Source organism: Cupriavidus phytorum (genome assembly GCF_003254285.1).
Taxonomy (GTDB): Bacteria; Pseudomonadota; Gammaproteobacteria; order Burkholderiales; family Burkholderiaceae; genus Cupriavidus; species Cupriavidus phytorum.
Genome location: NZ_QKZN01000003.1, coordinates 151,765 through 176,060, shown reverse-complemented (window position 1 = coordinate 176,060; position 24,296 = coordinate 151,765). Strand labels below are relative to the sequence as shown.

27 protein-coding genes and 1 other RNA gene are annotated in these 24,296 nt (G+C 67.5%); 12 read left to right on the top strand and 16 right to left on the bottom strand.

The genetic code is table 11. The annotated features are described in order from the left end of the window. Nucleotides 1–113 precede the first annotated feature (113 nt). From ruvC to C7416_RS09180, 7 genes are all read left to right on the top strand, one after another. Complete coding sequence (gene ruvC / locus C7416_RS09210) at nt 114–659, top strand: crossover junction endodeoxyribonuclease RuvC (protein ID WP_018008809.1); 546 nt, start codon at nt 114–116, stop codon at nt 657–659. Nucleotides 660–709: 50 nt separating this feature from the next. After that, nucleotides 710–1,954, top strand: coding sequence for a glycerophosphodiester phosphodiesterase (locus C7416_RS09205; protein WP_111518399.1), 1,245 nt, complete (start codon nt 710–712; stop codon nt 1,952–1,954). 70 nt (nt 1,955–2,024) lie between these two features. After that, nucleotides 2,025–2,606, top strand: coding sequence for a Holliday junction branch migration protein RuvA (gene ruvA / locus C7416_RS09200; protein WP_111518397.1), 582 nt, complete (start codon nt 2,025–2,027; stop codon nt 2,604–2,606). A gap of 58 nt (nt 2,607–2,664) precedes the next feature. Then, nucleotides 2,665–3,729 carry a Holliday junction branch migration DNA helicase RuvB gene (ruvB, locus tag C7416_RS09195; protein WP_111519044.1) on the top strand — a complete coding sequence of 355 codons (1,065 nt, stop codon included), beginning with the start codon at nt 2,665–2,667 and terminating at the stop codon, nt 3,727–3,729. 199 nt (nt 3,730–3,928) lie between these two features. Beyond that, nucleotides 3,929–4,522 carry a hypothetical protein gene (locus C7416_RS09190; protein WP_111518395.1) on the top strand — a complete coding sequence of 198 codons (594 nt, stop codon included), beginning with the start codon at nt 3,929–3,931 and terminating at the stop codon, nt 4,520–4,522. Between the two features lie 44 nt (nt 4,523–4,566). Continuing rightward, nucleotides 4,567–5,151 (top strand): BPSL1445 family SYLF domain-containing lipoprotein, encoded by a 585-nt coding sequence (locus C7416_RS09185; RefSeq protein ID WP_111518393.1) that lies wholly within the window; start codon nt 4,567–4,569, stop codon nt 5,149–5,151. A 184-nt stretch (nt 5,152–5,335) separates the two neighbouring features. Beyond that, complete coding sequence (locus tag C7416_RS09180; protein ID WP_111518391.1) at nt 5,336–6,061, top strand: queuosine precursor transporter; 726 nt, start codon at nt 5,336–5,338, stop codon at nt 6,059–6,061. A 7-nt stretch (nt 6,062–6,068) separates the two neighbouring features. Here the strand turns inward: C7416_RS09180 and C7416_RS09175 are convergent, their stop codons facing one another. The 4 genes from C7416_RS09175 to tyrS form a co-directional block, all read right to left on the bottom strand. Next, nucleotides 6,069–6,743, bottom strand: coding sequence for a histidine phosphatase family protein (locus C7416_RS09175; protein ID WP_111518389.1), 675 nt, complete (start codon nt 6,741–6,743; stop codon nt 6,069–6,071). A gap of 83 nt (nt 6,744–6,826) precedes the next feature. After that, nucleotides 6,827–7,486, bottom strand: a complete 660-nt coding sequence (locus tag C7416_RS09170; RefSeq protein ID WP_111518387.1) for a YbhB/YbcL family Raf kinase inhibitor-like protein — start codon at nt 7,484–7,486, stop codon at nt 6,827–6,829. 52 nt (nt 7,487–7,538) lie between these two features. Beyond that, nucleotides 7,539–8,000, bottom strand: coding sequence for a D-aminoacyl-tRNA deacylase (gene dtd, locus C7416_RS09165; RefSeq protein ID WP_111518385.1), 462 nt, complete (start codon nt 7,998–8,000; stop codon nt 7,539–7,541). A 7-nt stretch (nt 8,001–8,007) separates the two neighbouring features. Then, entirely contained in the window at nt 8,008–9,249 is a 1,242-nt protein-coding gene (gene tyrS / locus C7416_RS09160; protein ID WP_111518383.1) for a tyrosine--tRNA ligase, read from the bottom strand. Nucleotides 9,250–9,519: 270 nt separating this feature from the next. On the opposite strand from tyrS, the gene C7416_RS09155 reads away from it, so the two are divergent. Both C7416_RS09155 and C7416_RS09150 read left to right on the top strand, forming a co-directional pair. Beyond that, nucleotides 9,520–10,911, top strand: coding sequence for a M23 family metallopeptidase (locus tag C7416_RS09155; RefSeq protein ID WP_111518381.1), 1,392 nt, complete (start codon nt 9,520–9,522; stop codon nt 10,909–10,911). A gap of 50 nt (nt 10,912–10,961) precedes the next feature. Continuing rightward, complete coding sequence (locus tag C7416_RS09150) at nt 10,962–12,050, top strand: anhydro-N-acetylmuramic acid kinase (protein ID WP_240988201.1); 1,089 nt, start codon at nt 10,962–10,964, stop codon at nt 12,048–12,050. On the opposite strand, the gene C7416_RS09145 is transcribed toward C7416_RS09150, so the two are convergent. After that, a complete protein-coding gene (locus C7416_RS09145; RefSeq protein WP_111518377.1) occupies nt 12,038–12,952 on the bottom strand; it encodes a LysR family transcriptional regulator in 915 nt (304 codons plus the stop codon). The two genes, C7416_RS09150 and C7416_RS09145, sit on opposite strands and share 13 nt — an antisense overlap. A gap of 90 nt (nt 12,953–13,042) precedes the next feature. Here C7416_RS09145 and C7416_RS09140 point away from each other — a divergent pair, with 90 nt between their 5' ends. Next, nucleotides 13,043–13,840, top strand: coding sequence for a phytanoyl-CoA dioxygenase family protein (locus C7416_RS09140; protein WP_111518375.1), 798 nt, complete (start codon nt 13,043–13,045; stop codon nt 13,838–13,840). 60 nt (nt 13,841–13,900) lie between these two features. On the opposite strand, the gene erpA is transcribed toward C7416_RS09140, so the two are convergent. From erpA to rplM, 4 genes are all read right to left on the bottom strand, one after another. Beyond that, a complete protein-coding gene (gene erpA / locus C7416_RS09135; RefSeq protein ID WP_010813904.1) occupies nt 13,901–14,269 on the bottom strand; it encodes an iron-sulfur cluster insertion protein ErpA in 369 nt (122 codons plus the stop codon). Nucleotides 14,270–14,369: 100 nt separating this feature from the next. Next, nucleotides 14,370–14,858 (bottom strand): bactofilin family protein, encoded by a 489-nt coding sequence (locus C7416_RS09130; protein ID WP_111518373.1) that lies wholly within the window; start codon nt 14,856–14,858, stop codon nt 14,370–14,372. Between the two features lie 258 nt (nt 14,859–15,116). Continuing rightward, nucleotides 15,117–15,509 carry a 30S ribosomal protein S9 gene (rpsI, locus tag C7416_RS09125; RefSeq protein ID WP_012351769.1) on the bottom strand — a complete coding sequence of 131 codons (393 nt, stop codon included), beginning with the start codon at nt 15,507–15,509 and terminating at the stop codon, nt 15,117–15,119. 12 nt (nt 15,510–15,521) lie between these two features. Then, nucleotides 15,522–15,950: a 50S ribosomal protein L13 gene (gene rplM, locus C7416_RS09120; protein ID WP_010813907.1), complete on the bottom strand. Its 429-nt coding sequence runs from the start codon at nt 15,948–15,950 to the stop codon at nt 15,522–15,524. Between the two features lie 717 nt (nt 15,951–16,667). Between rplM and C7416_RS09115 the strand changes: the two genes are divergently transcribed. Then, nucleotides 16,668–17,090, top strand: a complete 423-nt coding sequence (locus tag C7416_RS09115) for an OsmC family protein (protein WP_018008793.1) — start codon at nt 16,668–16,670, stop codon at nt 17,088–17,090. A gap of 54 nt (nt 17,091–17,144) precedes the next feature. Here C7416_RS09115 and rnpB read toward each other — a convergent pair. The 5 genes from rnpB to C7416_RS09090 form a co-directional block, all read right to left on the bottom strand. Next, nucleotides 17,145–17,485: RNase P RNA component class A (gene rnpB / locus C7416_RS09110), an RNA gene on the bottom strand. Nucleotides 17,486–17,528: 43 nt separating this feature from the next. After that, nucleotides 17,529–18,365 carry a DUF3025 domain-containing protein gene (locus C7416_RS09105; RefSeq protein WP_111518371.1) on the bottom strand — a complete coding sequence of 279 codons (837 nt, stop codon included), beginning with the start codon at nt 18,363–18,365 and terminating at the stop codon, nt 17,529–17,531. Between the two features lie 4 nt (nt 18,366–18,369). Next, nucleotides 18,370–19,404: a dihydroorotase gene (pyrC, locus tag C7416_RS09100; protein WP_111518369.1), complete on the bottom strand. Its 1,035-nt coding sequence runs from the start codon at nt 19,402–19,404 to the stop codon at nt 18,370–18,372. A 46-nt stretch (nt 19,405–19,450) separates the two neighbouring features. Then, on the bottom strand, nt 19,451–20,755 hold the full coding sequence (locus C7416_RS09095; RefSeq protein ID WP_111518367.1) for a glycerate kinase type-2 family protein: 1,305 nt from the start codon (nt 20,753–20,755) through the stop codon (nt 19,451–19,453). Next, complete coding sequence (locus C7416_RS09090; protein ID WP_111518365.1) at nt 20,752–21,825, bottom strand: tartrate dehydrogenase; 1,074 nt, start codon at nt 21,823–21,825, stop codon at nt 20,752–20,754. Before C7416_RS09090 ends, C7416_RS09095 begins: the two co-directional genes overlap by 4 nt. Before the next feature lie 156 nt (nt 21,826–21,981). Here C7416_RS09090 and C7416_RS09085 point away from each other — a divergent pair, with 156 nt between their 5' ends. After that, complete coding sequence (locus tag C7416_RS09085) at nt 21,982–22,812, top strand: class II glutamine amidotransferase (protein WP_111518363.1); 831 nt, start codon at nt 21,982–21,984, stop codon at nt 22,810–22,812. A gap of 64 nt (nt 22,813–22,876) precedes the next feature. On the opposite strand, the gene C7416_RS09080 is transcribed toward C7416_RS09085, so the two are convergent. Together C7416_RS09080 and gltK are read right to left on the bottom strand one after the other, a co-directional pair. Continuing rightward, nucleotides 22,877–23,611 carry an amino acid ABC transporter ATP-binding protein gene (locus C7416_RS09080; protein WP_012351762.1) on the bottom strand — a complete coding sequence of 245 codons (735 nt, stop codon included), beginning with the start codon at nt 23,609–23,611 and terminating at the stop codon, nt 22,877–22,879. After that, a complete protein-coding gene (gene gltK / locus C7416_RS09075) occupies nt 23,608–24,291 on the bottom strand; it encodes a glutamate/aspartate ABC transporter permease GltK (RefSeq protein ID WP_018008787.1) in 684 nt (227 codons plus the stop codon). Before gltK ends, C7416_RS09080 begins: the two co-directional genes overlap by 4 nt. Nucleotides 24,292–24,296 lie beyond the last annotated feature (5 nt).

Here is a 24,296-nt window from a genome sequence, read left to right as displayed (position 1 = left end):
TCGCCTCCCATGCGGGCAGCGAAACCGCTTTTTGCTTGGTGCGCCGGCGATGCCGGCGCGAACACCCGCGCAAAAAGCAATACACTAGCAGCGCCATCCACCCCACCCACCCCATGCGAATCCTAGGCATCGACCCCGGCCTGCGCACCACCGGCTTCGGCGTGATCGAGAAGCAGGGCAACAAGCTTGCCTACATCGCCTCGGGCACGATCAAGAGCGACGGCAATGCCAACCTGCCCGAACGGCTGAAGACGCTGTACGACGGCATCAGCGAGGTCTCGCGCACCTATGCGCCCGACTGCGCGGCGATCGAGAAGGTCTTCGTCAACGTCAACCCGCAGTCCACGCTGCTGCTGGGCCAGGCCCGCGGCGCGGCGATCTGCGGGCTGGTCGGCTATGGCCTGCCGGTGTTCGAATACACCGCGCTGCAGCTCAAGGTGGCGGTGGTCGGCTATGGCCGCGCCAACAAGGCGCAGGTGCAGGAAATGGTGACACGCCTGCTGATGCTGCCCGGCCAGCCCGGCAGCGATGCGGCCGATGCGCTGGGCGTGGCGATCTGCCATGCCAACGGCGGCGATACCCTGGGCACGCTCGCCGGCCTGGCGCCCGAGCTGGTGCGCAAGGGCATGCGCGTGCGGCGCGGACGCCTGGTCGGCTGAGCGCGACGCGTCTTTTACAATCGGGCCTGATCCCACCACAGGAACGCTGCATGCCTAGCCAGTCCCGACTGCGTGCGCCGCGCGCGCGCGCCAGCCTCGCCCGTGTTGTTGCCGCCTGCCGCCGCTGGCTGTTGCCGACCGTTGCCGCCGCGGCGTGCGCGGCCCTGGCTGCCGGCTGTGCCACCGCGCCGCGCCCCAAGCGCGCCGCAACGCCGGCTGCGCCGGCGCCGGCGCCCGCCGCCAGCGCTCCGGCCGCGATGGCGGCGCCGCCGTCCAGGCCGCTGGTGATCGCGCACCGCGGTGCCAGCGCGCTGCGTCCGGAACATACGCTGGCCGCCTATGCCAAGGCGATCGAGGATGGCGCCGACGCGATCGAGCCCGACCTCGTCATGACGCGCGACGGCGTGCTGGTGGCGCGCCACGAGAACGACATCACCGGCACCACCAACGTCGCCGAACTGCCGCAGTTCGCCGAGCGCAAGCGCACCAAGGTGATCGACGGCGAGCGCCTGACCGGCTGGTTCACCGAGGACTTTACGCTGGCCGAACTGAAGACGCTGCGCGCGCGCGAGCGCATCCCGCGCCTGCGCCCGGCCAATGCGCGCCTGAACGACCAGTTCGAGGTGCCGACCTTCGACGAGATCGTGCGCCTGGCCGAGCAGGCCGCGCTGCGCACCGGCAAACCCGTCGGCATCTACGCAGAGCTGAAGCACCCCAGCTACTTCCGCGGCATCGGCCTGCCGCTCGAGGACAAGCTCGCCGCGGCGGTGCGGGCGCAGCCGTACCTGCGCAATGCGCCGGTGTTCATCCAGTGTTTCGAGAGCGGCAGCCTGCGCGCGCTGCGGCGCACGCTCGGCAATGGCTTGTCCAACGTCAGGCTGGTCCAGCTGATCGGCAACCCGCGCAAGGGCCCGGCCGACTGGAAGCTGGCCGGCGACGGCCGCACCTATGGCGACATGCTGAGCACGACCGGCCTGCGCGAAGTCGCGGCCTACGCCGACGGCATCGGTCCCGAGAAAAGCAGCTTGGTGCCGCGCGATGCGCAGGGCGCGCTGGGCGCGCCGACCGCGGTGGTACAGCAAGCCCATGCCGCCGGACTGTTCGTGCATCCGTACACCTTCCGCCCGGAAAACAGCTTCCTGCCCAAGGCGCTGCAGAGCGGCGGCGACGAGGCCACGCGCAGCCCGGCGGGCATGGAGCGCGAGGTGCAGGCCTTCGTCGCGGCTGGCATCGATGGCTTCTTCACCGACGACCCGGCGCTGGGGCGGCGCGCCGTCGATACACCGGCGCGCTGAGCCGGCCGGGCGGCCGTCGCGCTAAACTGGCGGCCGCTTCTTTCCTGACTTCCTGTTTTCTCCCCGCACCATGATCGGACGCATCGCCGGCACCCTTATCGAGAAAAATCCCCCGCACCTGCTGGTCGACTGCCACGGCGTCGGCTACGAGGTCGACGTGCCGATGAGCACCTTCTACAACCTGCCCGCGCTGGGCCAGCCGGTGACCCTGCTGACGCAGCTGATCGTGCGCGAGGATGCGCACCTGCTGTACGGCTTCGGCAGCGCGGCCGAGCGCAACACCTTTCGCGAGCTGATCAAGATCACCGGCATCGGCGCGCGCATGGCGCTGGCGGTGCTGTCGGGCATGTCGGTGCCCGAGCTGGCGCAGGCGATCACGCTGCAGGAAGCCGGGCGCCTGACGCGCATTCCCGGCATCGGCAAGAAGACCGCCGAGCGGCTGCTGCTGGAGCTCAAGGGCAAGCTTGGCGCGGAACTGGGCCATGCGCCCGGCGCGCCGGCGGTGCCCGACAGTGCCGTCGACGTGCTCAATGCGCTGCTGGCGCTGGGCTACTCGGAAAAAGAAGCCGCTGCCGCGATCAAGCAGGTGCCGGCAGGCACCGGGGTGTCCGAGGGCATCAAGCTGGCGCTGAAGGCGCTGTCTAAGGGTTGAGCTTCGGATTGGCGCGTAGAATGGCGCTTTGTTGCCGCAGTCCGGGCCCCTGACCACCATGATCGAAACAGACAAGCTTGCCGCTCCCTCCCGCGTGATCGCCGCCACCCCCGCCTCGTCGCAGGAGGAGGCGTTCGAGCGCGCACTGCGGCCCAAGCTGCTGGACGAGTATGTCGGCCAGGAAAAGGTGCGCGGCCAGCTGGACATCTTCATGCATGCGGCGCGCAAGCGCCGCGAAGCGCTCGACCACGTGCTGCTGTTCGGCCCGCCCGGGCTGGGCAAGACTACGCTGGCCCACATCATCGCGCGCGAGATGGGGGTCAACCTGCGCCAGACCTCCGGCCCGGTGCTGGAGCGCCCCGGCGACCTCGCCGCGCTGCTGACCAACCTCGAAGCCAACGACGTCCTCTTCATCGACGAGATCCACCGGCTTTCGCCGGTGGTCGAGGAAATCCTGTACCCGGCGCTCGAGGACTACCAGATCGACATCATGATCGGCGAGGGCCCGGCGGCGCGCTCGGTCAAGCTGGACCTGCAGCCGTTCACGCTGGTGGGCGCGACCACGCGCGCCGGCATGCTGACCAACCCGCTGCGCGACCGCTTCGGCATCGTCGCACGGCTGGAGTTCTACACCGCCGAGGAACTGGCCCGCATCGTCAGCCGCTCGGCGCAACTGCTGCACGCCCGCATCGATCCGCAAGGCGCGCTGGAAATCGCCCGGCGCGCGCGCGGCACGCCCCGCATCGCCAACCGGCTGCTGCGCCGGGTGCGTGACTATGCCGAGGTCAAGGGCGACGGCACCATCACGCGCGAGATGGCGGATGCCGCACTGGCCATGCTCGACGTCGACCGCGTCGGCTTCGACCTGATGGACCGCAAGCTGCTCGAGGCGGTGCTGCACAAGTTCGGCGGCGGCCCGGTCGGCGTGGACAACCTCGCCGCCGCCATCAGCGAAGAGCGCGACACCATCGAGGACGTGCTCGAGCCCTACCTGATCCAGCAGGGCTACCTGCAGCGCACCCCGCGCGGGCGCGTCGCCACCGCGGCGGCCTACCGGCATTTCGGGCTGGCCAGCCCGCAAGGCATGGCCGGCGGCGCCGACGAACTGTTCGGCGACGGCTGAACCGGTGCCCGCGCGACGTGTGCCAGGGCGCACACGTCGCGATCAATTAAACGTTTTAAATTCCCGCCCCAAATTTTTTCGAAGTGGATTGCTGGCCGGTGGCCGATTGTCCACAATGGCTTCATCGGCACCTGCCTAGGTGCCATGACGGCTGTGTCCGCCGGGGCACGGCGCCTTTGCAAACCTGTCAAGGAAAGCCATGATCCGCCAGTGTTCCAGCCTGCTTGCCGCACTTCTCGCCCTGGCCGCGTTCAGCGCCGGCAGTGCCAACGCCCAGCGCCCGCCGGCGCCGGTCGGCGTGGCCGAAGAAGCGGTCATCAGCGGCAAGATCGTCGATATCGATCCCGAAACCAAGGCGGTGCTGGTGCAGGGCCCGCGCGGCAATGTGGTCGAGCTGGTGGGCGGCGACGAGGTCCGCAATTTCGGCCAGATCCGCAAGGGCGACATCCTGACCGTGGCGCGCGGCGCCGCGCTGGTCGCGGCGCTCGAGCCGGTCGACAGCAAGGCCACGGCCCTGGCCGAATCGGTCGACCGCACCACGCGCGCGGCCGAGGGCGGCAAGCCCGGCATCATGCGCGAGATCACCACCACGGTGACCGCCCAGATCACCAAGGTCGACCCGGCCAAGCGCCTGCTCACCTTCCGCGGCCCGCGCGAGACGCTGCGCACGGTCAAGGTCCAGGACCCCGCCATCGATCTGAATGGCATCAAGCAAGGCCAGATGGCCAAGATCGTCTACCGTGAAGTCGTGGCCATTACGGTCAGGGCGCCAGCGGCAGCCGCAGCAAACTGAGCCACTGAATCAGGCGCGGTACTTTTCCCATCAGGAGGTTACCTATGAATCGTCGCCACTTTGTTACCCGGGTTGCCGGATCGGGCCTGCTCGTTGCGACCGCGATGGCCGCGGGCTGTACCACCACCGGCACCGGCGCGTCCAAAGACCCGGTCGCCAAGAAGCAAGAGATCGATGCCGGAGTCGATGGCGCGCTGAACCGCCTGTTCTCCTCGGCCAACGGCTCGCGCGAGCTGGCGCAGCGCGCGCAAGGCATCCTGGTGTTCCCGCGCGTGCTGGCAGGCGGCTTTATCGTAGGCGCCGAATACGGCGAAGGCGCGTTGCGATCGAAGGGCGCGACGGTCGGCTACTACAGCACGACGCAGGCCTCGGTCGGGCTGACCGCCGGCGGACAGTCCAAGGCGATCATCATCATGTTCATGACGCCCGAGGCTTACAACAAGTTCGTGGCCAGCAAGGGCTGGACTGCGGGTGCGGATGCCAACGTGGCCGTGGCGAAGATCGGCGCGGACGGCAGGCTCGACACGCTCACCAGCCAGCAGCCGGTGATTGCTTTCGTGCAGACCAACGCCGGCCTGATGTTCGACGTCTCGGTGAACGGGTCGAAGATCAGCAAGCTGGATATCTGACGCAACGGCGGTGCCGCTCCGGCAGCGGCCTCTCTAACACGGTTCCCGGCCCAGGCCGGGAATTTGCTTTTTGGGCACCCGTGGCCGTGCCATGCCGGGGCTTGCTGCGTGCGCGAACGCACCGCGTGCTGGCATAATCGCGCCCAACTCACTGCGCCAGCGCGCACGCGACCGGGAGCCCCCAATGACTGCCACTACCGCCAGCCCGCCCCAGGCCGGCCGCGTCTACCGCTACTACGACTTCGTCATGGTGGCCTTCGTCACCGTGCTGCTGTGCTCGAACCTGATCGGCGCGGCCAAGGCGGCGCAGGTCACGCTGCCGGTGATCGGCACGGTCACCTTCGGCGCCGGCGTGCTGTTCTTCCCGATCTCATACATCTTCGGCGACGTGCTGACCGAAGTCTACGGCTACGGGCGCGACCGGCGCGTGGTCTGGGCGGGTTTTGCCGCGCTGGCCTTCGCCACCTTCATGAGCGTGGTGGTGCTGAACATGCCGGTCGCCCCGTTCATGGCGGACTATCAGCAGAGCCTGCAGGACGTGTTCGGCAATACCTGGCGCATCGCGCTCGGCTCGCTGATCGCGTTCTGCTGCGGCAGCTTCGCCAACAGCTATGTGCTGGCCAAGATGAAGCTGTGGACCGGCGGCCGGTGGCTGTGGACGCGCACCATCGGCTCGACGCTGGCCGGCGAGCTGGTCGACTCGTCACTGTTCTATGTGATCGCCTTCTACGGCATCTGGCCGCTCGAGCAGGTGGTCCAGGTGGCGGTGGCGCAGTACGTGCTGAAGACCGGCTGGGAAGTGGTGATGACGCCGGTCACGTACAAGGTGGTGGGCTTCCTCAAGCGCGCCGAGAACGAAGACTATTTCGACCGGCATACCAACTTCACGCCGTTCCGCGTCCGGGTCTAGCGCAGCGCTACGGCACGCGCCGGTCCACCTCGTCCAGCGCCAGGTTTTCCAGGTGGCTGACGTCGCCCCACTGGGCCAGGGTCAGGTGGGTGCTGTCGCTGCGCAGGCGGTTGACGCTGGCATTGAGCAGCTCGTGCTGGCGTGGCGCTTCCAGCGTCATGCCGGTGGCCTCGCGATAGAGGCAGTCGAGCACGCCGCCGTGCGCCACCAGCGCGATGCGCTCGCCGGGATGCCGGCGCGACAGCGCCAGCACCGCGTCGACCGCGCGTTCGTGGAAACCCAGAAGCGACTCGCCCTCGGGCGGTGTGTAATCGGGCACGCGCGCCTGCCAGCGGGCAAAGTCTTCCGGCAGGTGCTCTGCCACCTCGGCGTAGGTCTTGCCCTGCAGCACGCCGTAGCTGCGCTCGCGCAGCCGCGCATCGGCGCGCACCTGCAGCCCCAGTGCCTCGGCCAGCGGCGCGGCGGTTTCCATCGCGCGCGACAGGTCGCTGGAATACACCGCATCGATCGGCTCGCCCGCCAGCGCATCTGCCAGCGCGCGAGCCTGGGCATGGCCGGTCTCGTTCAGCGGAATATCGAGCTGGCCCTGCAGCCGGCGCTCCCGGTTCCAGGCCGTTTCGCCGTGGCGGATCACGATCAGGTGGGTAAAGGCCAGCGAATGCGGCCCGGGGCTTTGCGACATGCCGTTTCCTTCGGGGTTGCTGCGGGTGCTTGCTTGCGGCCATGCCGGCCCGACACCGCGCGGGACGCGGCACCGGTCCGGCTTCAGGCCGCCGATGACTTGGCCAGCTTCGGGTTCAGCGTATAGGTGCCGGTCAGGCTGGCCTGCGCCAGCACGTGGCCCTGGATCGCCTCGCGCACCTGGGTGCCGGTAAAGGTGCCTTCCAGCGGCAGCCGGTCGAGGTCCAGCGCATACAGCGTGAACACGTAGTGGTGCAGCAGCGCGTCGTTCCACGGCGGGCACGGGCCGTCATAGCCGTAGTAGTCGCCTTTCATGTCGGCGTCGCCGGCAAACCAGCCGGTGTAGTCGTTGATACCGTGGCGCAGGCCGCCCGCGGTGGCGGTGCCGCCGGTGGCTTCCGGGCCCGGCTTGCCGCGCGCGATCACGCCGTCGCTGTGCGAGCCCGCGGCGATCGAGGTCAGGCCGGGCGGGATGTCGACCAGCACCCAGTGGAAGAAGTCCACGCGCGGCAGCGAGGCCGGCACTTCGCGGCCTTCCTGGTTGACGTCGTCGCCCTTGCTGGGGACGTCGCGGTCGTGGCAGATCAGCACGAACGAGCGCGTCTCGGCCGGCGCGTCTTCCCAGTGCAGGTCGGGATTGCGGTTGTTCGACAGGGCCACGTGGGCGGCGGCGTCGGGCACGCAGAAGGCGAACTCGCCGGGGATCGGCGCGTTGTCGTTGAAGGACTTGCTCCAGAGTTTCATTTGTCTCTCCTGTCTTGATGCCGCGCCGTGGACGCGGCAGCTTCGAATCGTTTCAGGCCGGCGCGACGCGCAGCCAGAACGTGACCGGACCGTCGTTGACCAGGCTGACCTGCATCATCGCGCCGAACTCGCCGGTCTGCACCTGCGGATGCGCCGCGCGCGCGCGCGCCACGAAATGCTCGTACAGGCGCCGGCCGTCCTCGGGCGAGGCCGCGGGGGTGAAGCTCGGCCGCGTGCCGCTGTTGGTGTCGGCCGCCAGCGTGAACTGCGACACCACCAGCAGCCCGCCCTGATTGCCGTTGCCGTCGATGTTCTGCACCGGCAGGTTCATCTTGCCGTCCGCATCGGAAAACACCCGGTACGACAGCATCTTGGCCAGCAGCCGCTCGGCCTGGGCCTCGGTGTCGCCGCGTTCAGCGCAGACCAGTGCCAGCAGGCCGGCGCCGATTTCGCCGGTGGTGCGGCCTGCGACCGTGACGCGGGCCTGGGCCACCCGCTGGATCAGCGCGATCATCGCCGCCTCAGGCCAGCGTCACGCGCGCGAAGCGGCGCTTGCCGACCTGCACCACGTAGGTGCCCGCGGCCACCTTGGTAGCCTTGTCGCTCACGGTGGCGCCGTCGATCTTGACGCCGCCCTGCTCGATATTGCGGTTGGCTTCCGAGGTCGACGGCACCAGGTTGGCCTGCTTGAGCACTTGCGCGATGCCCAGCGGCGCACCGTCCAGGCTGACCGCCGGGATATCGTCCGGCACGCCGCCGCGGGCGCGGTGGTTGAAGTCTTCCAGCGCCTTCTCGGCATCGGCCTGGCTGTGGAAGCGCGCCACGATCTCCTGCGCCAGCAGGACCTTGCAGTCGCGCGGGTTGCGGCCCGCGGCGATCTCCTGCTTCATCAGGTCGATCTCGCTCATCGGGCGGAACGACAGCAGCGTGAAGTACTGCCACATCAGGTCGTCCGAGATGCTCATCAGCTTGCCGAACATCTCGTTGGGGGCCTCGGTCACGCCCACGTAGTTGCCCTTGGACTTGGACATCTTCTCGACCCCGTCCAGGCCCACCAGCAGCGGCATGGTCAGGATGCACTGCGGCTCCTGGCCGTACTCCTTCTGCAGCTCGCGCCCCACCAGCAGGTTGAACTTCTGGTCGGTGCCGCCCAGCTCCAGGTCGGACTTCAGCGCCACCGAGTCGTAGCCCTGCATCAGCGGGTAGAGGAACTCGTGCACGGAAATCGGAATCCCGGAGCGGAAGCGCTTGGTGAAGTCGTCGCGCTCCATCATGCGCGCCACGGTGTACTTGGCGGCGAGCTGGATCATGCCGCGCGCGCCGAGCGGGTCGCACCATTCGCTGTTGTAGCGGATCTCGGTGCGGGCCGGGTCGAGCACCAGGCTGGCCTGGCGGTAGTAGGTCTGGGCGTTGGCCTCGATCTGCTCGCGAGTGAGCGGTGGGCGCGTGCTGTTGCGGCCCGACGGGTCGCCGATGGTCGAGGTGAAGTCGCCGATCAGGAAGATCACCTGGTGGCCGAGGTCCTGCAGCTGGCGCAGCTTGTTCAGCACCACGGTGTGGCCGATATGGATGTCGGGCGCGGTGGGGTCCAGCCCCAGCTTGATGCGCAGCGGCACGCCGGTGGCCTCGCTGCGCGCCAGCTTCTGCGCCCACTCCGCTTCGATCAGCAGCTCGTCGCAGCCGCGTTTGGAGATTTCCAGGGCCTGCATCACCGAGGGCGTCAGGGGGTATTTGGCCGGTGCGGCCGAGGCAACTTCAGTCATCACGTAAGTCTTTGAAATACTTGAAATTTTAGGAAATCTGCCGACAGCCGCCAGGGCCGGATTTTGGTATAATCCGCGTTTCCGGGCGCCTGCGGAAGCCTTTCCGGTGCGCCACCCGTCACTTTGCTCGGCACTCTGCACTGGAGTTGCACAGCAAGGCAGGCGGCCAAAATCTGAATTTTGACAGCACGCGCCGCACCTCGGGGGAGGAAGGCAGACGAGACACATCGTCCCCGGCAGCGGGCTCAGACCAAGGTTGAATTTTACGTGATGTGGTCCAGACTCCGCGAAGTTTTCGCGCGTGAGCTGGTGGTGCTGGTCGATCCGACCAACCCCCAGCATGCGCGGCGGCGCAAACAACTGACGGCCTCGGTCGGCGCGATCTTCACGCTCGGCATGGCTGCGGCCATGGGTGTTGCGCCCCGCAGCGCCTACGACGATCCGCGCGCGCCCCGTACCCAGCAGGCCCTGCGCATGCCCGACGTGCGCGAACAGCTCGAACAGCTCACCGACAGCCAGGCCGTGTACGTGCGCGAAGAGCGCATGCAGCGCGGCGACACCATTGCCAGCCTGCTCAAGCGGCTGGGCGTGGACGATGCCGACGCGCAGGCGTTCATCGTCAAGAACCCCACCGCGCGCGGCCTGTTCAACCTGAACCCGGGCCAGGCGGTGCAGGCGGAAATCGACGAGAGCAACACGCTGGTGTCGCTGCAGGCCAACCTCGGCGGCGACGCCGCGGCCTCGCGCGAACTGGTGATCGAGCGCGTGCGCGCCGCCAGCGGCGACACCGCCGCCGCCTACAAGGCCAAGGTGCAGCGTGTCGACAACGACGTGCACTACGAGATGGCCTCGGGCGCGATTTCCTCCGGTGGCTTCTTCAAGGCCATGGACGCCGCCAACGTGCCCGACGAAGTGGTGCAGCAGATGCTGTCGATCTTCTCCGGGGTGATCGACTTCCACCACGACATCGCCGCCGGCGACCGCTTCCGCATCATCTATGAGGCGGGCTTTCGCGACGGCACCTTCGTGCGCAACGGCCGCGTGGTCGCGCTCGAGCTGATCAACCGCAACCAGCTGCACCAGGCGCTTTGGTTCGCGCCCGAGGGCAACAAGGACGGCGGCGCCTACTACACCTTCGACGGGCGCAGCATGAAGCGGCCGTTCCTGCGCTCGCCGGTGGAGTTCTCGCGCGTGTCGTCGGGCTTCGGCGGCCGCGAGCATCCGCTGCATCACGACTGGGCCCAGCACAAGGGCGTCGACTTCGCCGCCCCCACCGGCACCAAGGTGCTGGCCACCGGCGATGGCGTGGTCGAGTTCGTCGGCCAGCAGAACGGCTACGGCAACATCGTCATCCTGTCGCATCCCAACGGGTACTCCACCTACTACGCGCACCTGTCCGGCTTTGCCGGCATGCGCCAGGGTCAGACGGTGCGCCAGGGCCAGCTGATCGGCTATGTCGGCGCGACCGGCTGGGCCACCGGCCCGCACCTGCACTACGAGTTCCGCTTCAACGACGTGCCGCAGAACCCGCTGACCGTCACGCTGATGGAATCGCCGCCGCTGACCGGCAAGTCGCGCCAGGAATTCCTGACCTACACCAGCGGGCTGCTCAGCCGCATCAACGCGCTGCGCACCTACAACGTGCTGACCGCCGCCAACTGACCGCGTCCACCGTGATCCCCGTGCCCGGCAGCGAACGCTATATCGGCATCATGTCCGGCACCAGCATGGACGGTGCCGACGCGGTACTGGTCGATTTCGGCGGCGCGCGCCCAGTGGTGCTGGCGGCCGCCAGCCAGCCCTTCCCCGACACGCTGCGCGCCGCTTTCGGCGCCCTGCAGCAGCCAGGCGAGGACGAGATCCACCGCGAGGCGCTGGCGGCCAATGCGCTGGCGCAGGTCTACGCCGACTGCGTCGCCGCGCTGTTGCGCGAGGCGCGCGTCGATGCCGCCTCGATCGCCGCCATCGGCGCCCACGGCCAGACCATCCGCCATCGGCCAGGCCTCTACGACGGCATCGGCTATACCCGCCAAAGCCAGCATCCGGCGCGGCTGGCGGAACTGGCCGGCATCGACGTGGTGGCGGACTTCCGCAGCCGCGACCTCGCCGCCGGCGGACAGGGCGCGCCGCTGGTGCCGGCGCTGCATCACGCGCTGTTCGGCAGCGACGCCGAGACCCGCGTGGCCTGCAATATCGGCGGCATCTCCAACATCAGCATCCTGCCGGCAGCGGGCGGCCCCATCAGCGGTTTCGACTGCGGGCCGGGCAATGCGCTGCTCGACTACTGGATCGGCCACCACCGCGGCCTGGCCTTCGACAGCAACGGCGAATGGGCCGCCAGCGGGCGCGTCGACGCCGCGCTGCTGGCGCAGTGCCTGGCCGAGCCCTATTTCAGCGCGCCGCCGCCCAAGAGCACCGGGCGCGACCTGTTCCATCCCGGCTGGCTCGAAGCGCGGCTGGCGGCGTTCCCGCAGCTCGCGCCGGCCGACGTGCAGGCCACCCTGGCCGCACTGACCGCCGAGGCCATCGCGCGCGACGTGCGCGCCAGCGCGCCCACCGCGCGGCGGCTGATCGTCTGCGGCGGCGGCGCGCGCAATGCCTTCGTGCTGGCGCGGCTGGCGCAGGCCCTGCCGGGTGTGGCCATCGAGACCTCCGAGGACTACGACGTGCCGGTCTCGCAGGTCGAAGCGATCGCCTTTGCCTGGCTGGCGCGCCAGTGCCTGCTACGCCTGCCCGGCAACGTCCCCACCGTGACCGGCGCCGCCGGGCCGCGCGTGCTGGGCGCGATCTACCCGCGCTGAACCCCGGCGCCGCCCTCCGCTGCATCGACCCAATCCATGAACGCCTGCGCCAGCGGCGATGCGCGCATGGCCGGCGAGCGCGCCAGCACCACGCGCTGTGGCGTCACCGGCTCGCGCAGCGGCCGGCAGGCTATCGGCACGCCGTCGTAGCTGTGGTCGCCTGCGGGCCGCGTGCACGACAGCGCCACGCCGTACCCGTGCGCCACCAGCCCGCGCTGCATCTCGAAGGTCTGCGTGTACTGGTGTAGCGCCGGGTGCAGCCCATGGGCCCAGAACAATGACAGGAAGTATTCACGGGTCTGGGGAATGTCCTCGAGGATCAGCCGCTCTGCGGCCAGGTCGGCCAGGCTGACATCGGCGCCGCTCGCCAGCGGATGCGCGGCCGGAAGCAACGCGTAGGGCGGCAGCTCCGCCAGCGTGCGGCGCTCGGTGCGGGCGTCGAGTCCCAGTTCATAGGTCACCGCCAGCTCCGCCTTGCCGGCCTGCAAGGTGCGATGGACCGTGGCGAGGTCGGCCTCGAACAGCGTCACCGAGATGCCGGGATGGCGCTGTCGCAGTCCCGCCAGCAGGCGCGGCACGAAGTACGGGCCCAGGTCCTGGAAGCAGGTCAGCGACAGCTGGCCGCTCAGGCCCCTGCCTGCACCATCATCGACGGCAAGCCCCGCCGCCAGCGCCAGCACGTCGCGGGCCTTGCCCAGCAGGCGCTGCCCGGCCGGGGTCAGCGACAGCCCGCGGCTGACCTGCCGCCTGAACAGCGGCTCGCCCAGCGAGTCCTCCAGCTGGGCGATCGCGGTCGATACCGACGGCTGCGACACATGGCGCGCCCGGGCCGCGGCGCTGATGCTGCCGTGCTCGGCGGCGGCGACGAAGTACTCGAGCTGGCGGAAAGAGAAAGGGATCATGATTTCCTATATCGCAACATAGGAAATATATGCTTTTCCTATTCCCTTCGCATGGCGATACTGGGTCCATCGCCCCCAACGCAAATCGCCATGGACATCACCCGGGAACAGATCGACACCTACCAGCGCGACGGCGTGCTGGTCTTGCGCGGCGCCTTTACCGACTGGGTCGAGCGCCTGCGCGATGGCTTTGCGCAGAACCTGGCCGAGCCCGGTCCCTTCGCCATCGAGAACGTGCGCGCCGGCGAGGGCGGGCGCTTCTTCGAGGACTATTGCAACTGGCAGCGCATCGCCCCGTTCGCCGCCTTTATCCGCGAGTCGGCGGCAGCCGGGATCGCCGGTCGGATCATGCAGTCGCAGGCGGTGCAGGTGTTCCATGAACACATCCTGGTCAAGGAGCCGGGCACCGCCAAGCCGACGCCATGGCACCAGGACCTGCCCTACTACTGCGTCGACGGCACCCAGACCGCGAGCTACTGGATTCCGCTGGACCCGGTCACGCAGGCCAACACACTGCGCGTGGTGGCCGGCTCGCACCGCTGGCCGCGGCTGGTGCGGCCCAAGCGCTGGGCCAGCAACGAGAATTTCTATGGCGGCGCCGACACCTTCATGGAGATGCCCGACGTGGAAGACGGCAGCCACACGCTGCTGGCCCCGGAGCTGGAGCCCGGCGATGCGGTAGTGTTCGACTTCCGCACCGTGCACGGCGCCGCCGGCAATACCGGCACCGGGCGGCGGCGGGCGTTCTCGGCCCGTTTTGTCGGCGACGACGTGCGCTTCATGCAGCGGCCCGGGCGGACCTCGCCGCCGTTCCCCGGCATCGGCCAGCAGACCGGCGAGCGCCTGCGCGAGGACTGGTTTCCGGTGGTCTGGCGCGCCGCGCAGTAAGCCGGCGCGTCAAACAAAAAACGCACCCGAAGGTGCGTTCTTTTGGGCAAGCGGGATCGCTCAGACCGAGAACGACGAGCCGCAACCGCAGGTGGTCGAGGCATTCGGGTTCTTGATCACGAACTGTGCGCCGTTGATGTCTTCCTTGTAGTCGATCTCGGCGCCGACCAGGTACTGGTAGCTCATCGAGTCGATCAGAAGGGTGACGCCGTTCTTGACCATGGTGGTGTCGTCTTCGTTGACTTCCTCGTCGAAGGTAAAGCCGTACTGGAAGCCGGAGCAGCCGCCGCCCTGCACGAACACGCGCAGTTTCAGCTCGGCATTGCCCTCTTCCTCGATCAACTGCTTGACCTTGTCGGCGGCGCTGTCGGTAAAGACGAACGGTGCCGGCACGTCCTCGGTAACGGGTGCCTCTGCGACTGCGTTCATGGGGTGTTCTCCTGTTTAGATACGCCTGTATTCTAAGCGCTACTGGAAAATCGTGCCGAAACCTTGTGTTTTCAAGGGGTTCCCGGCATCGAAGTCGCCGCTACGCGGCCTTTTCAGTGGGACTGGCCGCGGCGGCGGGAGTTTCGCTGGCGGTGGCAGGGTCGCTATCGGCCGCTTCGGTCACTTCAGCCACCGGCGCCGCCTCGACCAGGTTCGGCAGCGCCTTGACCTCCGCCTGCACCAGCGGCATCAGGCGGCCCTCGACCAGCGCGCCCTGGTGCATTTCGAGCGCGGCATAGCGCACGTCGCCCAGCACCCGCGCCTGCGGCTGCAGCTCCAGCAGGTCGCCGGCGTGCACCGGGCCCTTGACGGTGCCGTTCAGCACCAGGTGGCCGACGCTGATCTCGCCCTCGACCATGCCCTTCTCGCTGACCACCAGCATGCTGGGCTTGCCCGGCGCCGCGGTCACGTTGCCGCGCACCCGTCCGTCCAGGCGCAGGCCGCCGGCAAACACCAGGTCGCCATCGATGGCGGTGTCTTCGCCAATCAGCGTATCGATCGAAAGGCCTTTCTTCTTGGAAAACAGCATGACTCTCACTCCTCTCTCGTTCGTGCCAGGCTGGCCTGCCCGTGGCGCAAGCGCGCCGGCAAGCCGCACTTGCCGTCGGCGACAGGGCGTGATTGTAGCCGCGTGCGGCCGGATACCCCACAAAAGTATGGCGGCCTGCTCACTATGACGGCAGCACCGCGCCGCTTCCTTAGCCCGCGGACGAAAAAAAACCGCACGGCCAGCGTGCGGTTTTCCTGGTTTCGCAAGATCCGGCCGGGCCGGACCCGCGAAAACGCATCAGCGCTTCGAGAACTGCTTGCGACGACGCGCCTTGTGGAAGCCGACCTTCTTACGCTCGACTTCACGTGCATCGCGCGTAACGTAGCCAGCCTTCGACAGGGCCGACTTCAGGGTCGCATCGTAGTCGATCAGGGCGCGGGTGATGCCGTGGCGCACTGCGCCGGCCTGGCCGGTTTCGCCGCCGCCGGTGACGTTGACCTTGATGTCGAACGTTTCAGCGTGAGCGGTCAGTTCCAGCGGCTGGCGCACGATCATCAGCGAGGTTTCGCGAGCGAAATACTCTTTGATGGGCTTGCCGTTGACGACGATGTCGCCCTTGCCCGACTTGATGAAGACACGTGCCACAGCGCTCTTGCGGCGGCCAGTACCGTAATTCCAGTTACCGATCATGGATTGGCCTCCTTAGATTTCCAGCGCCTTGGGCTGCTGCGCTTCGTGCGGATGCTCGGCTTCGGCGTAAACCTTCAGCTTCTTGATCATCGCGTAGCCCAGCGGACCCTTCGGCAGCATGCCCTTGACAGCCTTTTCCAGGGCACGGCCCGGGAAACGCTGCTGCATCTTGCCGAACGTCGTTTCGTAGATACCGCCCGGGTAGCCCGAATGGCGATAGTACTTCTTGTCCGTTTCCTTGGTACCCGTGACACGCAGCTTGGCTGCATTGACGATGATGATGTAATCACCGGTGTCGACGTGCGGAGTAAATTCCGGCTTGTGCTTGCCGCGCAGACGGCGTGCCACTTCGCTGGCAACACGGCCGAGGACTTTGTCCGTCGCGTCAATCACGTACCAGTCGCGCTTTACCTCATGAGGCTTGGCGGAAAAGGTCTTCATGATTTTTCCTGACTATTGGTTCGTGCCCGTAATCCGACTCGCGAAGGCTTGTGCTCGCCCCTGCAAGTCTTGTGGCCCCAGTGAAGATGGCCGGGTACTGCGGTCTTCTTCCGCGGGCATGACGGAAAAGCCCTCGATTATACTGGCGGCCGTGGCGAGCGCACAAGCAAAGACTGAGGTTTTCGTCAAGATCGACGCCGATGGCTGCGGTTCTGGGTCGCCCAATGCACCTGGAGGCCAACGGCATTGGTACAGGCGAAAAAAAACCCAAGCGTTTGAGCTTGGGTTTGAATCCACCAAAGGAGGAGGGTGGAGGAGACACTTGGAGATCGACGGAGGGACTTGCGGGCGGTGCGGAGGGCTTGGCCGGGGGCTTCGCTTTCGCACTCTGGCGCGCTGTCTGCGCCGTCGTTCAATGATTGGAATTATACCTAGGGTTTGTCCGGATGCAAGGGAAATTTGCAGTGCGAAATGTGATTTCGTATTACGAAACGTTACCTGGCCCTGCCCGCCTTATGTCTTTACCTTAAAAATCAATAGCTTAGCGAAACAAGGAAGGTGTCATCGCAACGACATACTAGAGGAAACCCTCAGGTTTTCTAAGGTTATCGGCATCGATGCCCCGAACTTGACCTTGCCATATACTGGGAAAAGCAAGATTCGGGATCACTCGCTTGTGATCGCAAACCGACAAAACAAAGCACAGGAACGAACAAAATGGAATGCAAAGTAACATGGATGGGCGCCGACGGCATGAGCTTCGTTGCCCAGACCGGCAGCGGCCATATCGTTGCCATGGACGGCGCCCCCGAAGGTGGCGGCCACAACCTGGCCCCGCGGCCCATGGAAATGGTACTGCTGGGCACCGGCGGCTGCACCGCCTATGACGTGGTGCTGATCCTCAAGCGCGGCCGCCAGGACGTTACCGGCTGCAGCGTGCAGCTGCAGGCCGAACGCGCCGGCGAAGATCCCAAGGTGTTCACCCGCATCAACTTCCATTTTGTGGTGACCGGCAAGAATCTCAACCCCGCCACGGTCGAGCGCGCGATCAAGCTGTCGCATGAGAAGTACTGCTCGGCGTCGATCATGCTGGCCAAGACGGCCGAGATCACGCACACGCTGGAAATCGTCGAAGGCTGATGGAAGTTGGCCGGCCCGGTGTGCCGCGAAGGCGCCGGGTCGTGCCGATGACTAAAGCAAAGCAGGCCGATAAGCCGGATTCTGTGCGCCCCGCCCGCCTTGCAGCGCGCGGCACGTGACAACCATTCCTCTAGGCCGGCTGTTACCAGCCGGCTCCAGCTCCCTACCCGCAGACTCAGCGGGCCGCTTCATCGCCTGCCTATTTGGGATTGCTCCAGGTGGAGGTTACCGCGTTTCACCCTTCCCGCCGGGCGAACCCGGCGGCAAGACTCGTCTCTGTGGCCCTATTCCGCACGTTGCCGTGGATGGCTGTTAGCCAACACCCTGCCCTGTGGAGTCCGGACTTTCCTCCCCCTGCACCTTGCGGTGCAGGCAGCGGTTGCCTGGCCTGCTTTGCGGCCCGCAGTCTAACACCGATTGCCGCCGCCTGCCGGGGCTTCAGCCGGCATCGCGGTCACGGCGCCGGCCGGGGCGGAATACGGTGGCATCGGCGTAGAAGTCCGGGTCCGCGTTGTCCTCGCACCAGCCCGGGATGCCCATCACCGGCAGCGGCGCAAAGCTGCGTCCGCCCCGCAACGCGCCGGCATCGGCGGCGGACTGCAGTGACCTGGCAAGCACCGCATCAAGCGCGGGATCGCCGGGCACGAGCGGCAGTATCCACGCGTGCGCTGTCACCGCCTTGTACGGCTGCACCAGTTTTTCGAGCAAGGCGTGGCCGAACGGCACCACCGCGCAGTCACTTCCCCACCGGGCGCGACCCTCGACGAACAGCGGCCCCCACGCAAACCCCCTGAGCGCCGCGATCATGCCGTCGTCGGTGCTGAGGAACAGCACCGCGTTCTCGTCGAACAGCGTCGCCGCGTCGCGCACGCCGCCGCGCGCGGTCTGTACGCCCTCGCGGGCGATGACCTCGGCCTGGATCTGGTTCAGCACGCGCTTGGTCCGCGGGAAATGCAGCCAGACCAGCGCGTTGAAGAAATCGTGGAGATTGTCGCGGGTGGGGACGGCGCCGGTGGCGTCGATATGCGCTTCATAGGCGCTGCCGTCCGGCAGCGCCTCCTGCGCGATAAAGCGCAGCGGCAGCCCACGCGCATTGCGCAGCTCCAGCGATGCGGCGCGGGCATCGAGCGCGCTGCGCAGGTCGGCACCGCCCTGCACTGCCGCCGCCAGCGCGGCGCCGTGTGCGGCAAAAGGCCGGAACCACGGCCGGGACCAGTCGATCCCGGCCAGCGCGGCGGCGAAATCCTCGCCGGCCGCGATCTGCTGCGTGCGCAAGGCTTCAGCGTGCCTTCCAGCGCAGCGTCTCGCCGCCGCGCAGCGGCACCAGCGTGGTGTCGCCGTAAGGCAGCTCCGCCGGCAGTTCCCAGTCCTCGCGCTCCAGCGTCAGCGTGCCGGTGTTGCGCGGCAGCCCGTAGAAAGCCGGGCCGTTGAAGCTGGCGAAGGCTTCCAGCTTGTCGAGTGCACCGGCGGCGTCGAAGGCTTCGGCATACAGCTCCATCGCATGCAGCGCGGTATAGCAGCCGGCGCAGCCGCAGGCATGTTCCTTCAGGCCGCGCGCGTGCGGCGCACTGTCCGTACCCAGGAAGAAGCGCTCGCTGCCCGAGGTCGCGGCGGCCACCAGTGCCTCGCGGTGGGTTTCGCGCTTGAGCACCGGCAGGCAGTAGTAGTGCGGGCGGATGCCGCCGGTGAAGATGGCGTTGCGGTTGTAGAGCAGGTGGTGCGCGGTGATGGTGGCGCCGACCGGGCCGCTCGCGTCGCGCACGTACTGCGCCGCATCCTTGGTGGTGATGTGCTCGAACACCACCTTCAGCTCGGGCATGTCGCGGCGCAGTGGCGTCATCACCTGCTCGATGAACACGGCCTCGCGATCGAAGATGTCGATCGCCGGGTCGGTGACTTCGCCGTGCACCAGCAGCGGCAGGCCTTCGCGCTGCATCGCTTCCAGCGCGGGATAGCAGCGGCGGATATCGGTCACGCCGGCGTCGCTGTTGGTGGTGGCGCCCGCCGGGTACAGCTTGACGCCGTGCACGAAGCCGCTGGCCTTGGCCGCGGCGATTTCCTCGGGACTGGTGTTGTCGGTCAGGTACAGCGTCATCAGCGGCTCGAACTGCATGCCGGCCGGCAGCGCCGCCAGGATGCGGGCGCGATAGGCCTGTGCCTGCGCCACCGTGGTTACCGGCGGCTTCAGGTTGGGCATGATGATGGCGCGGGCGAACTGGCGGGCGGTGTCGGGCAGCACAGCGGCCAGCGCCGCGCCGTCGCGCAGGTGCAGGTGCCAGTCGTCCGGGCGGGTGATGGTGAGCTTCTGGGTCATGGCTAGCTTGGGGCTGGCCGCGGGCGGCGGCCGGCGTTCGTCGAAATCAGAGAATCAGGATGGCGCGGTAGTCATTGACGTTGGTGCGCGTGGGGCCGGTGACCACCAGGTCGCCGATCGCATCGAACAGGCCCCAGGCGTCGTGCGCGTCCAACTGGCGCTGGCCCGGCAGGCCGGCGGCCTCGGCGCGCGCCAGCGTGGTCGGGTCGGCCAGCGCGCCGGCATTGTCTTCGGAACCATCGATGCCGTCGGTGTCGGCGGCGATCGCATGCACATCGGGCATACCTGCCAGTTCGACCGCCAGCGACAGCAGGAACTCCGAGCAGCGCCCGCCGCGCGCCTTGCCGGCGCTGCCGGCCGGCAAAGTGACCGTGCACTCACCTCCGGAAATCAGCGCCACGGGCGTGGCGAACGGCGCATTGTACGCGCGAATCTCGCGCACCAGCGCGGCATAGACCCGCGCCACTTCGCGCGCCTCGCCGGTCACGGTATCGCCAAGGACCACCGGCGTGATGCCGCGCTGGCGGAACAGCGCGGCGGCGGCCTCGAGGCTGCCGTGGGCGGTGGCGATCATGATGTTGTCGACCCGATCGAACAAGGGATCGCCGGGCTTGGGCGTCTCCGCCACCTCGCCACGCGCGCCGCGCTCCAGGTGCAACTGCACGCTGTCCGGCACCTGCGCGCCATAGCGGCGCAGGATCTGCAGCGCGTCCTCGAACGTGCTCGGGTCCGCCACGGTCGGGCCCGAGGCAATCGCGCTGGGATCGTCGCCGGCGACGTCCGAGACGATCAGCGTGGTCACCGGCGCCTGGCTGGCCTGCGCCAGCCGGCCGCCCTGGATGCGCGAGATATGCTTGCGCACGATGTTCATGTCGGTGATCGGCGCGCCACAGCGCAGCAATTCACGCGTGGTCGCCTTCAGGTCGGCCATCGGAATGCCCTCGGCCGGCAGCGACAGCAGGCTCGAGCCGCCGCCCGAGACCAGCACCAGCAGCCGGTCCTGCGGCGTCAGCGACTGCACCGCGGCCAGGATCTCGGCCGCGGCCTGCTCGCCCGACTCGTCGGGCACCGGATGGCCGGCCTCGATCACGCGGATATGGTCGGTCGGCATGCCGTGCGCGTAGCGCGTGACCACCAGCCCTTCCAGCGTGGCCTGGCCGGCGTAGGCGCGCTCGACCGCCGCGGCCATCGAGGCCGCGGCCTTGCCCGCACCCACCACCAGCGTGCGGCCGCCGGCGTGCGGCGGCGGCAGGTGCTGCGCAACGATCTGCAACGGGTCGGCCGCCGCCACCGCGGCGTGGAAGGTTTGGAGCAGCAGTGCGCGGGCGTCCCCCGCGAAGCCGGCGCTCACAGCGCCTCCGCGATGGCGCGGCCCAGGTCGGCGGTACCGGCCTTGCCGCCGATGTCGCGCGTCAGCGGCGCGTGCTCCGGCCCGGCCGCCAGCACCCGCTCGATCGCGCCCAGCACGGCGGCGCCGGCCTCGTCATGGCCCAGGTGCTCCAGCATCATGGCGCCGCACCAGATCTGCCCGATCGGGTTGGCCACGCCGCGCCCGGCAATGTCCGGGGCCGAGCCGTGCACCGGCTCGAACAGGCTGGGAAAGGTGCGGTCCGGATTGATGTTGCCCGACGGCGCAATGCCGATGGTGCCGGTGCAGGCCGGGCCCAGGTCGGACAGGATGTCGCCGAACAGGTTGCTCGCCACCACCACGTCGAACCAGTCCGGATGCTGGACGAAATGCGCGGTCAGGATGTCGATGTGGTACTTGTCGACCTTGATGCCGGGGTAGTGCGCCGCCATCGCCTCGACCCGCTCGTCCCAGTACGGCATGGTGATCGAGATGCCGTTGGACTTGGTCGCCGAGGTCAGGTGCTTCTTCGGACGCTTCTGCGCCAGTTCGAAGGCAAACTTCAGGATGCGGTCGACGCCGGTGCGGCTCATCACCGTTTCCTGCACCACGATCTCGCGCTCGGTGCCGGGGAACATGCGACCGCCGATGCTGGAGTATTCGCCCTCGGTGTTCTCGCGCACCACGTAGAAATCGATGTCGCCGGGCTGGCGGCCGGCCAGCGGGCTGCGGATGCCCGGCATCAGCCGCACCGGCCGCAGGTTCACGTACTGGTCGAAGGACCGGCGGAACTGCAGCAGCGAACCCCACAGCGAGACATGGTCGGGCACCGTGTCCGGCCAGCCGACCGCGCCGAAATAGATGGCGTCGTACTTGACCAGCGTGTCGAACCAGTCGTCCGGCAGCATCTTGCCGTGGCGGGCGTAGTAGTCGCAGCTGGAAAAATCGAAGTGATCCCACTGGAAGTCGATGCCGAAGCGGCGCGCCGCGGCGTCCATCACGCGGATGCCCTCGGGCATGACTTCCGTGCCGATTCCGTCTCCGGGAATCACGGCAATCTTGTATTGGCTCATCGTTCTCGGGATTGCTAGCAGGTATGGTGGCGCCATGGCTGGCGTCATTGGCACCGCAGGGGAGCGTCCGCGCTTGCTTGGCAGCGGCGCGGGCGCGCGGGATAATGCCTGCATTCTATTGCAAAGCGGCAGCCCCCTGCCGTCCGGTGCCCCGACATGTGCCAGCTGCTAGGCATGAACTGCGCCACGCCGACCGACGTGACGTTCTCCTTCACCGGCTTTGCCGCGCGCGGAGGCCTGACCGACCACCACGCCGACGGCTTCGGTGTCGCCTTCTTCGAAGACAAGGCCTGCCGCCTGTTCATCGACAACCAGTCCGCCGGCACCTCGCCGGTGGCGGACCTGATCAAGCGCTATCCGATCAAGTCCAAGAACGTCATCTCGCATATCCGCAAGGCCACGCAGGGCACCGTGCTGCTGGAAAACTGCCACCCCTTCATGCGCGAGCTGTGGGGCCGGCACTGGATCTTCGCCCACAACGGCGACCTGCACGGCTTCACCCCGTTCCTGTCCGGCGTCTACCAGCCGGTGGGCGACACCGACAGCGAACTGGCCTTCTGCACGCTGATGCAGGGGCTGCGCAAGCGCTTCCCGGGCTCGCAGCCGCCGCTGAACGAACTCGGCCACGCGCTGGCCGACATCACCCGGGAAATCACGCTGCACGGCGTGTTCAACTACCTGCTGTGCAACGGGCAGGCGCTGTTCGCGCACTGCTCGACCCGCCTCTACTACATCGTGCGGCAATGGCCGTTCTCGACCGCGCACCTGATCGACGCCGACCTGTCGATCGACTTCGCGCAGGTCACCACGCCGGACGACCGGGTCGCCGTGATCGCCACCGCGCCGCTGACCGACAACGAGACCTGGACCCAGTTCGCCCCGGGCGAGCTGATCATGTTCGAGCACGGGCGCCCGACCATGACGCTGAGCGTGCCGATCCCGCCCGAGGTGCAGGCCAAGAACGCGGCCAATACTGCCTGTACCTGAGCGCTTCCGGCGCAAAGAAAAAAGGGACGCCGAGGCGTCCCTTTTTCATGAGTCGGCAGTCCGCTCAGTGATGCAGGATCTTCGACAGGAACTGGCGCGCGCGCTCGGAGCGCGCGTCGATATTGCCGAAGAACTCTTCCTTGTCGGCGTCCTCGACGATCTTGCCCTGGTCCATGAAGATCACGCGGTTGGCGACCTTGCGCGCGAAGCCCATCTCGTGAGTCACGCACATCATGGTCATGCCTTCCTGCGCCAACTGCACCATCACGTCCAGCACTTCATTCACCATCTCCGGGTCCAGCGCCGAGGTCGGCTCGTCGAACAGCATGCAGATCGGGTCCATCGACAGCGCGCGCGCGATCGCCACGCGCTGCTGCTGGCCGCCCGACAGCTGGCCGGGGTACTTGTCGGCCTGGCTCTTCAGGCCCACGCGCTCCAGGTACTTCAGGCCCTTGGCCATGGCCTCGTCCTTGGAGCGGCCCAGCACCTTCATCTGCGCGATGGTCAGGTTTTCGGTGATCGACAGGTGCGGGAACAGCTCAAAGTTCTGGAACACCATGCCGACGCGCGAGCGCAGCTTGGGCAGGTTGGTCTTGGGATTGCCCACCGAGGTGCCGTCGACCAGGATGTCGCCCTTCTGGAACGGCTCGAGCGCATTGACGGTCTTGATCAGCGTGGACTTGCCCGAACCCGAGGGTCCGCACACCACCACCACTTCACCCTTGGCAACCTTGGTGGTGCAATCGGTCAGCACCTGGAACGAGCCGTACCACTTGGAAACGTTATTAATTTCGATCATACAGCCACCTTTTTCTGATAACGCTTGACCAGCAGCGAAGCGGAGAAACAAATGATGAAGTACACCAGGCCGGCGAACAGCAGCATCTCGACGATCCGGCCATCACGCTCGCCGATGCCGTAGGCCTGGCCGAAGAAGTCCGCCAGCGCGCTCACGTACACCAGCGAAGTATCCTGGAACAGGATGATGCCCTGCGTCAGCAGCAGCGGCACCATGTTGCGGAACGCCTGCGGCAGGATCACCAGCCGCATCGACTGCCCGTAGGTCATGCCCAGCGCCTGCGCGGCGAACATCTGCCCGCGCGACACGCTCTGGATACCCGCCCGGATGATCTCGGAGTAGTAGGCCGCCTCGAACAGCGCGAACGCCACCAGCGCCGAGGTCATGCGCAGGTCGGTCGCCGGCGACAGGTTGAAGATGCCCTGCAAGACCTGCGGGATGATCAGGAAGAACCACAACAGCACCATCACCAGCGGGATCGAGCGGAAGATGGTCACGTACCCCTGAGCGAACCAGTTCAGCAGCCGGAACGACGACAGCCGCATCATCGCCAGGATGGTGCCCCAGATAATGCCGACCACCACCGCGGTGACGGTGATCTTGAGCGAGACCATCATGCCCTCGCCCAGCACATGCAGCGTGGCCGGGTTGATCGAGGTGAAATCGAAGGAATAAGCCATGGCGC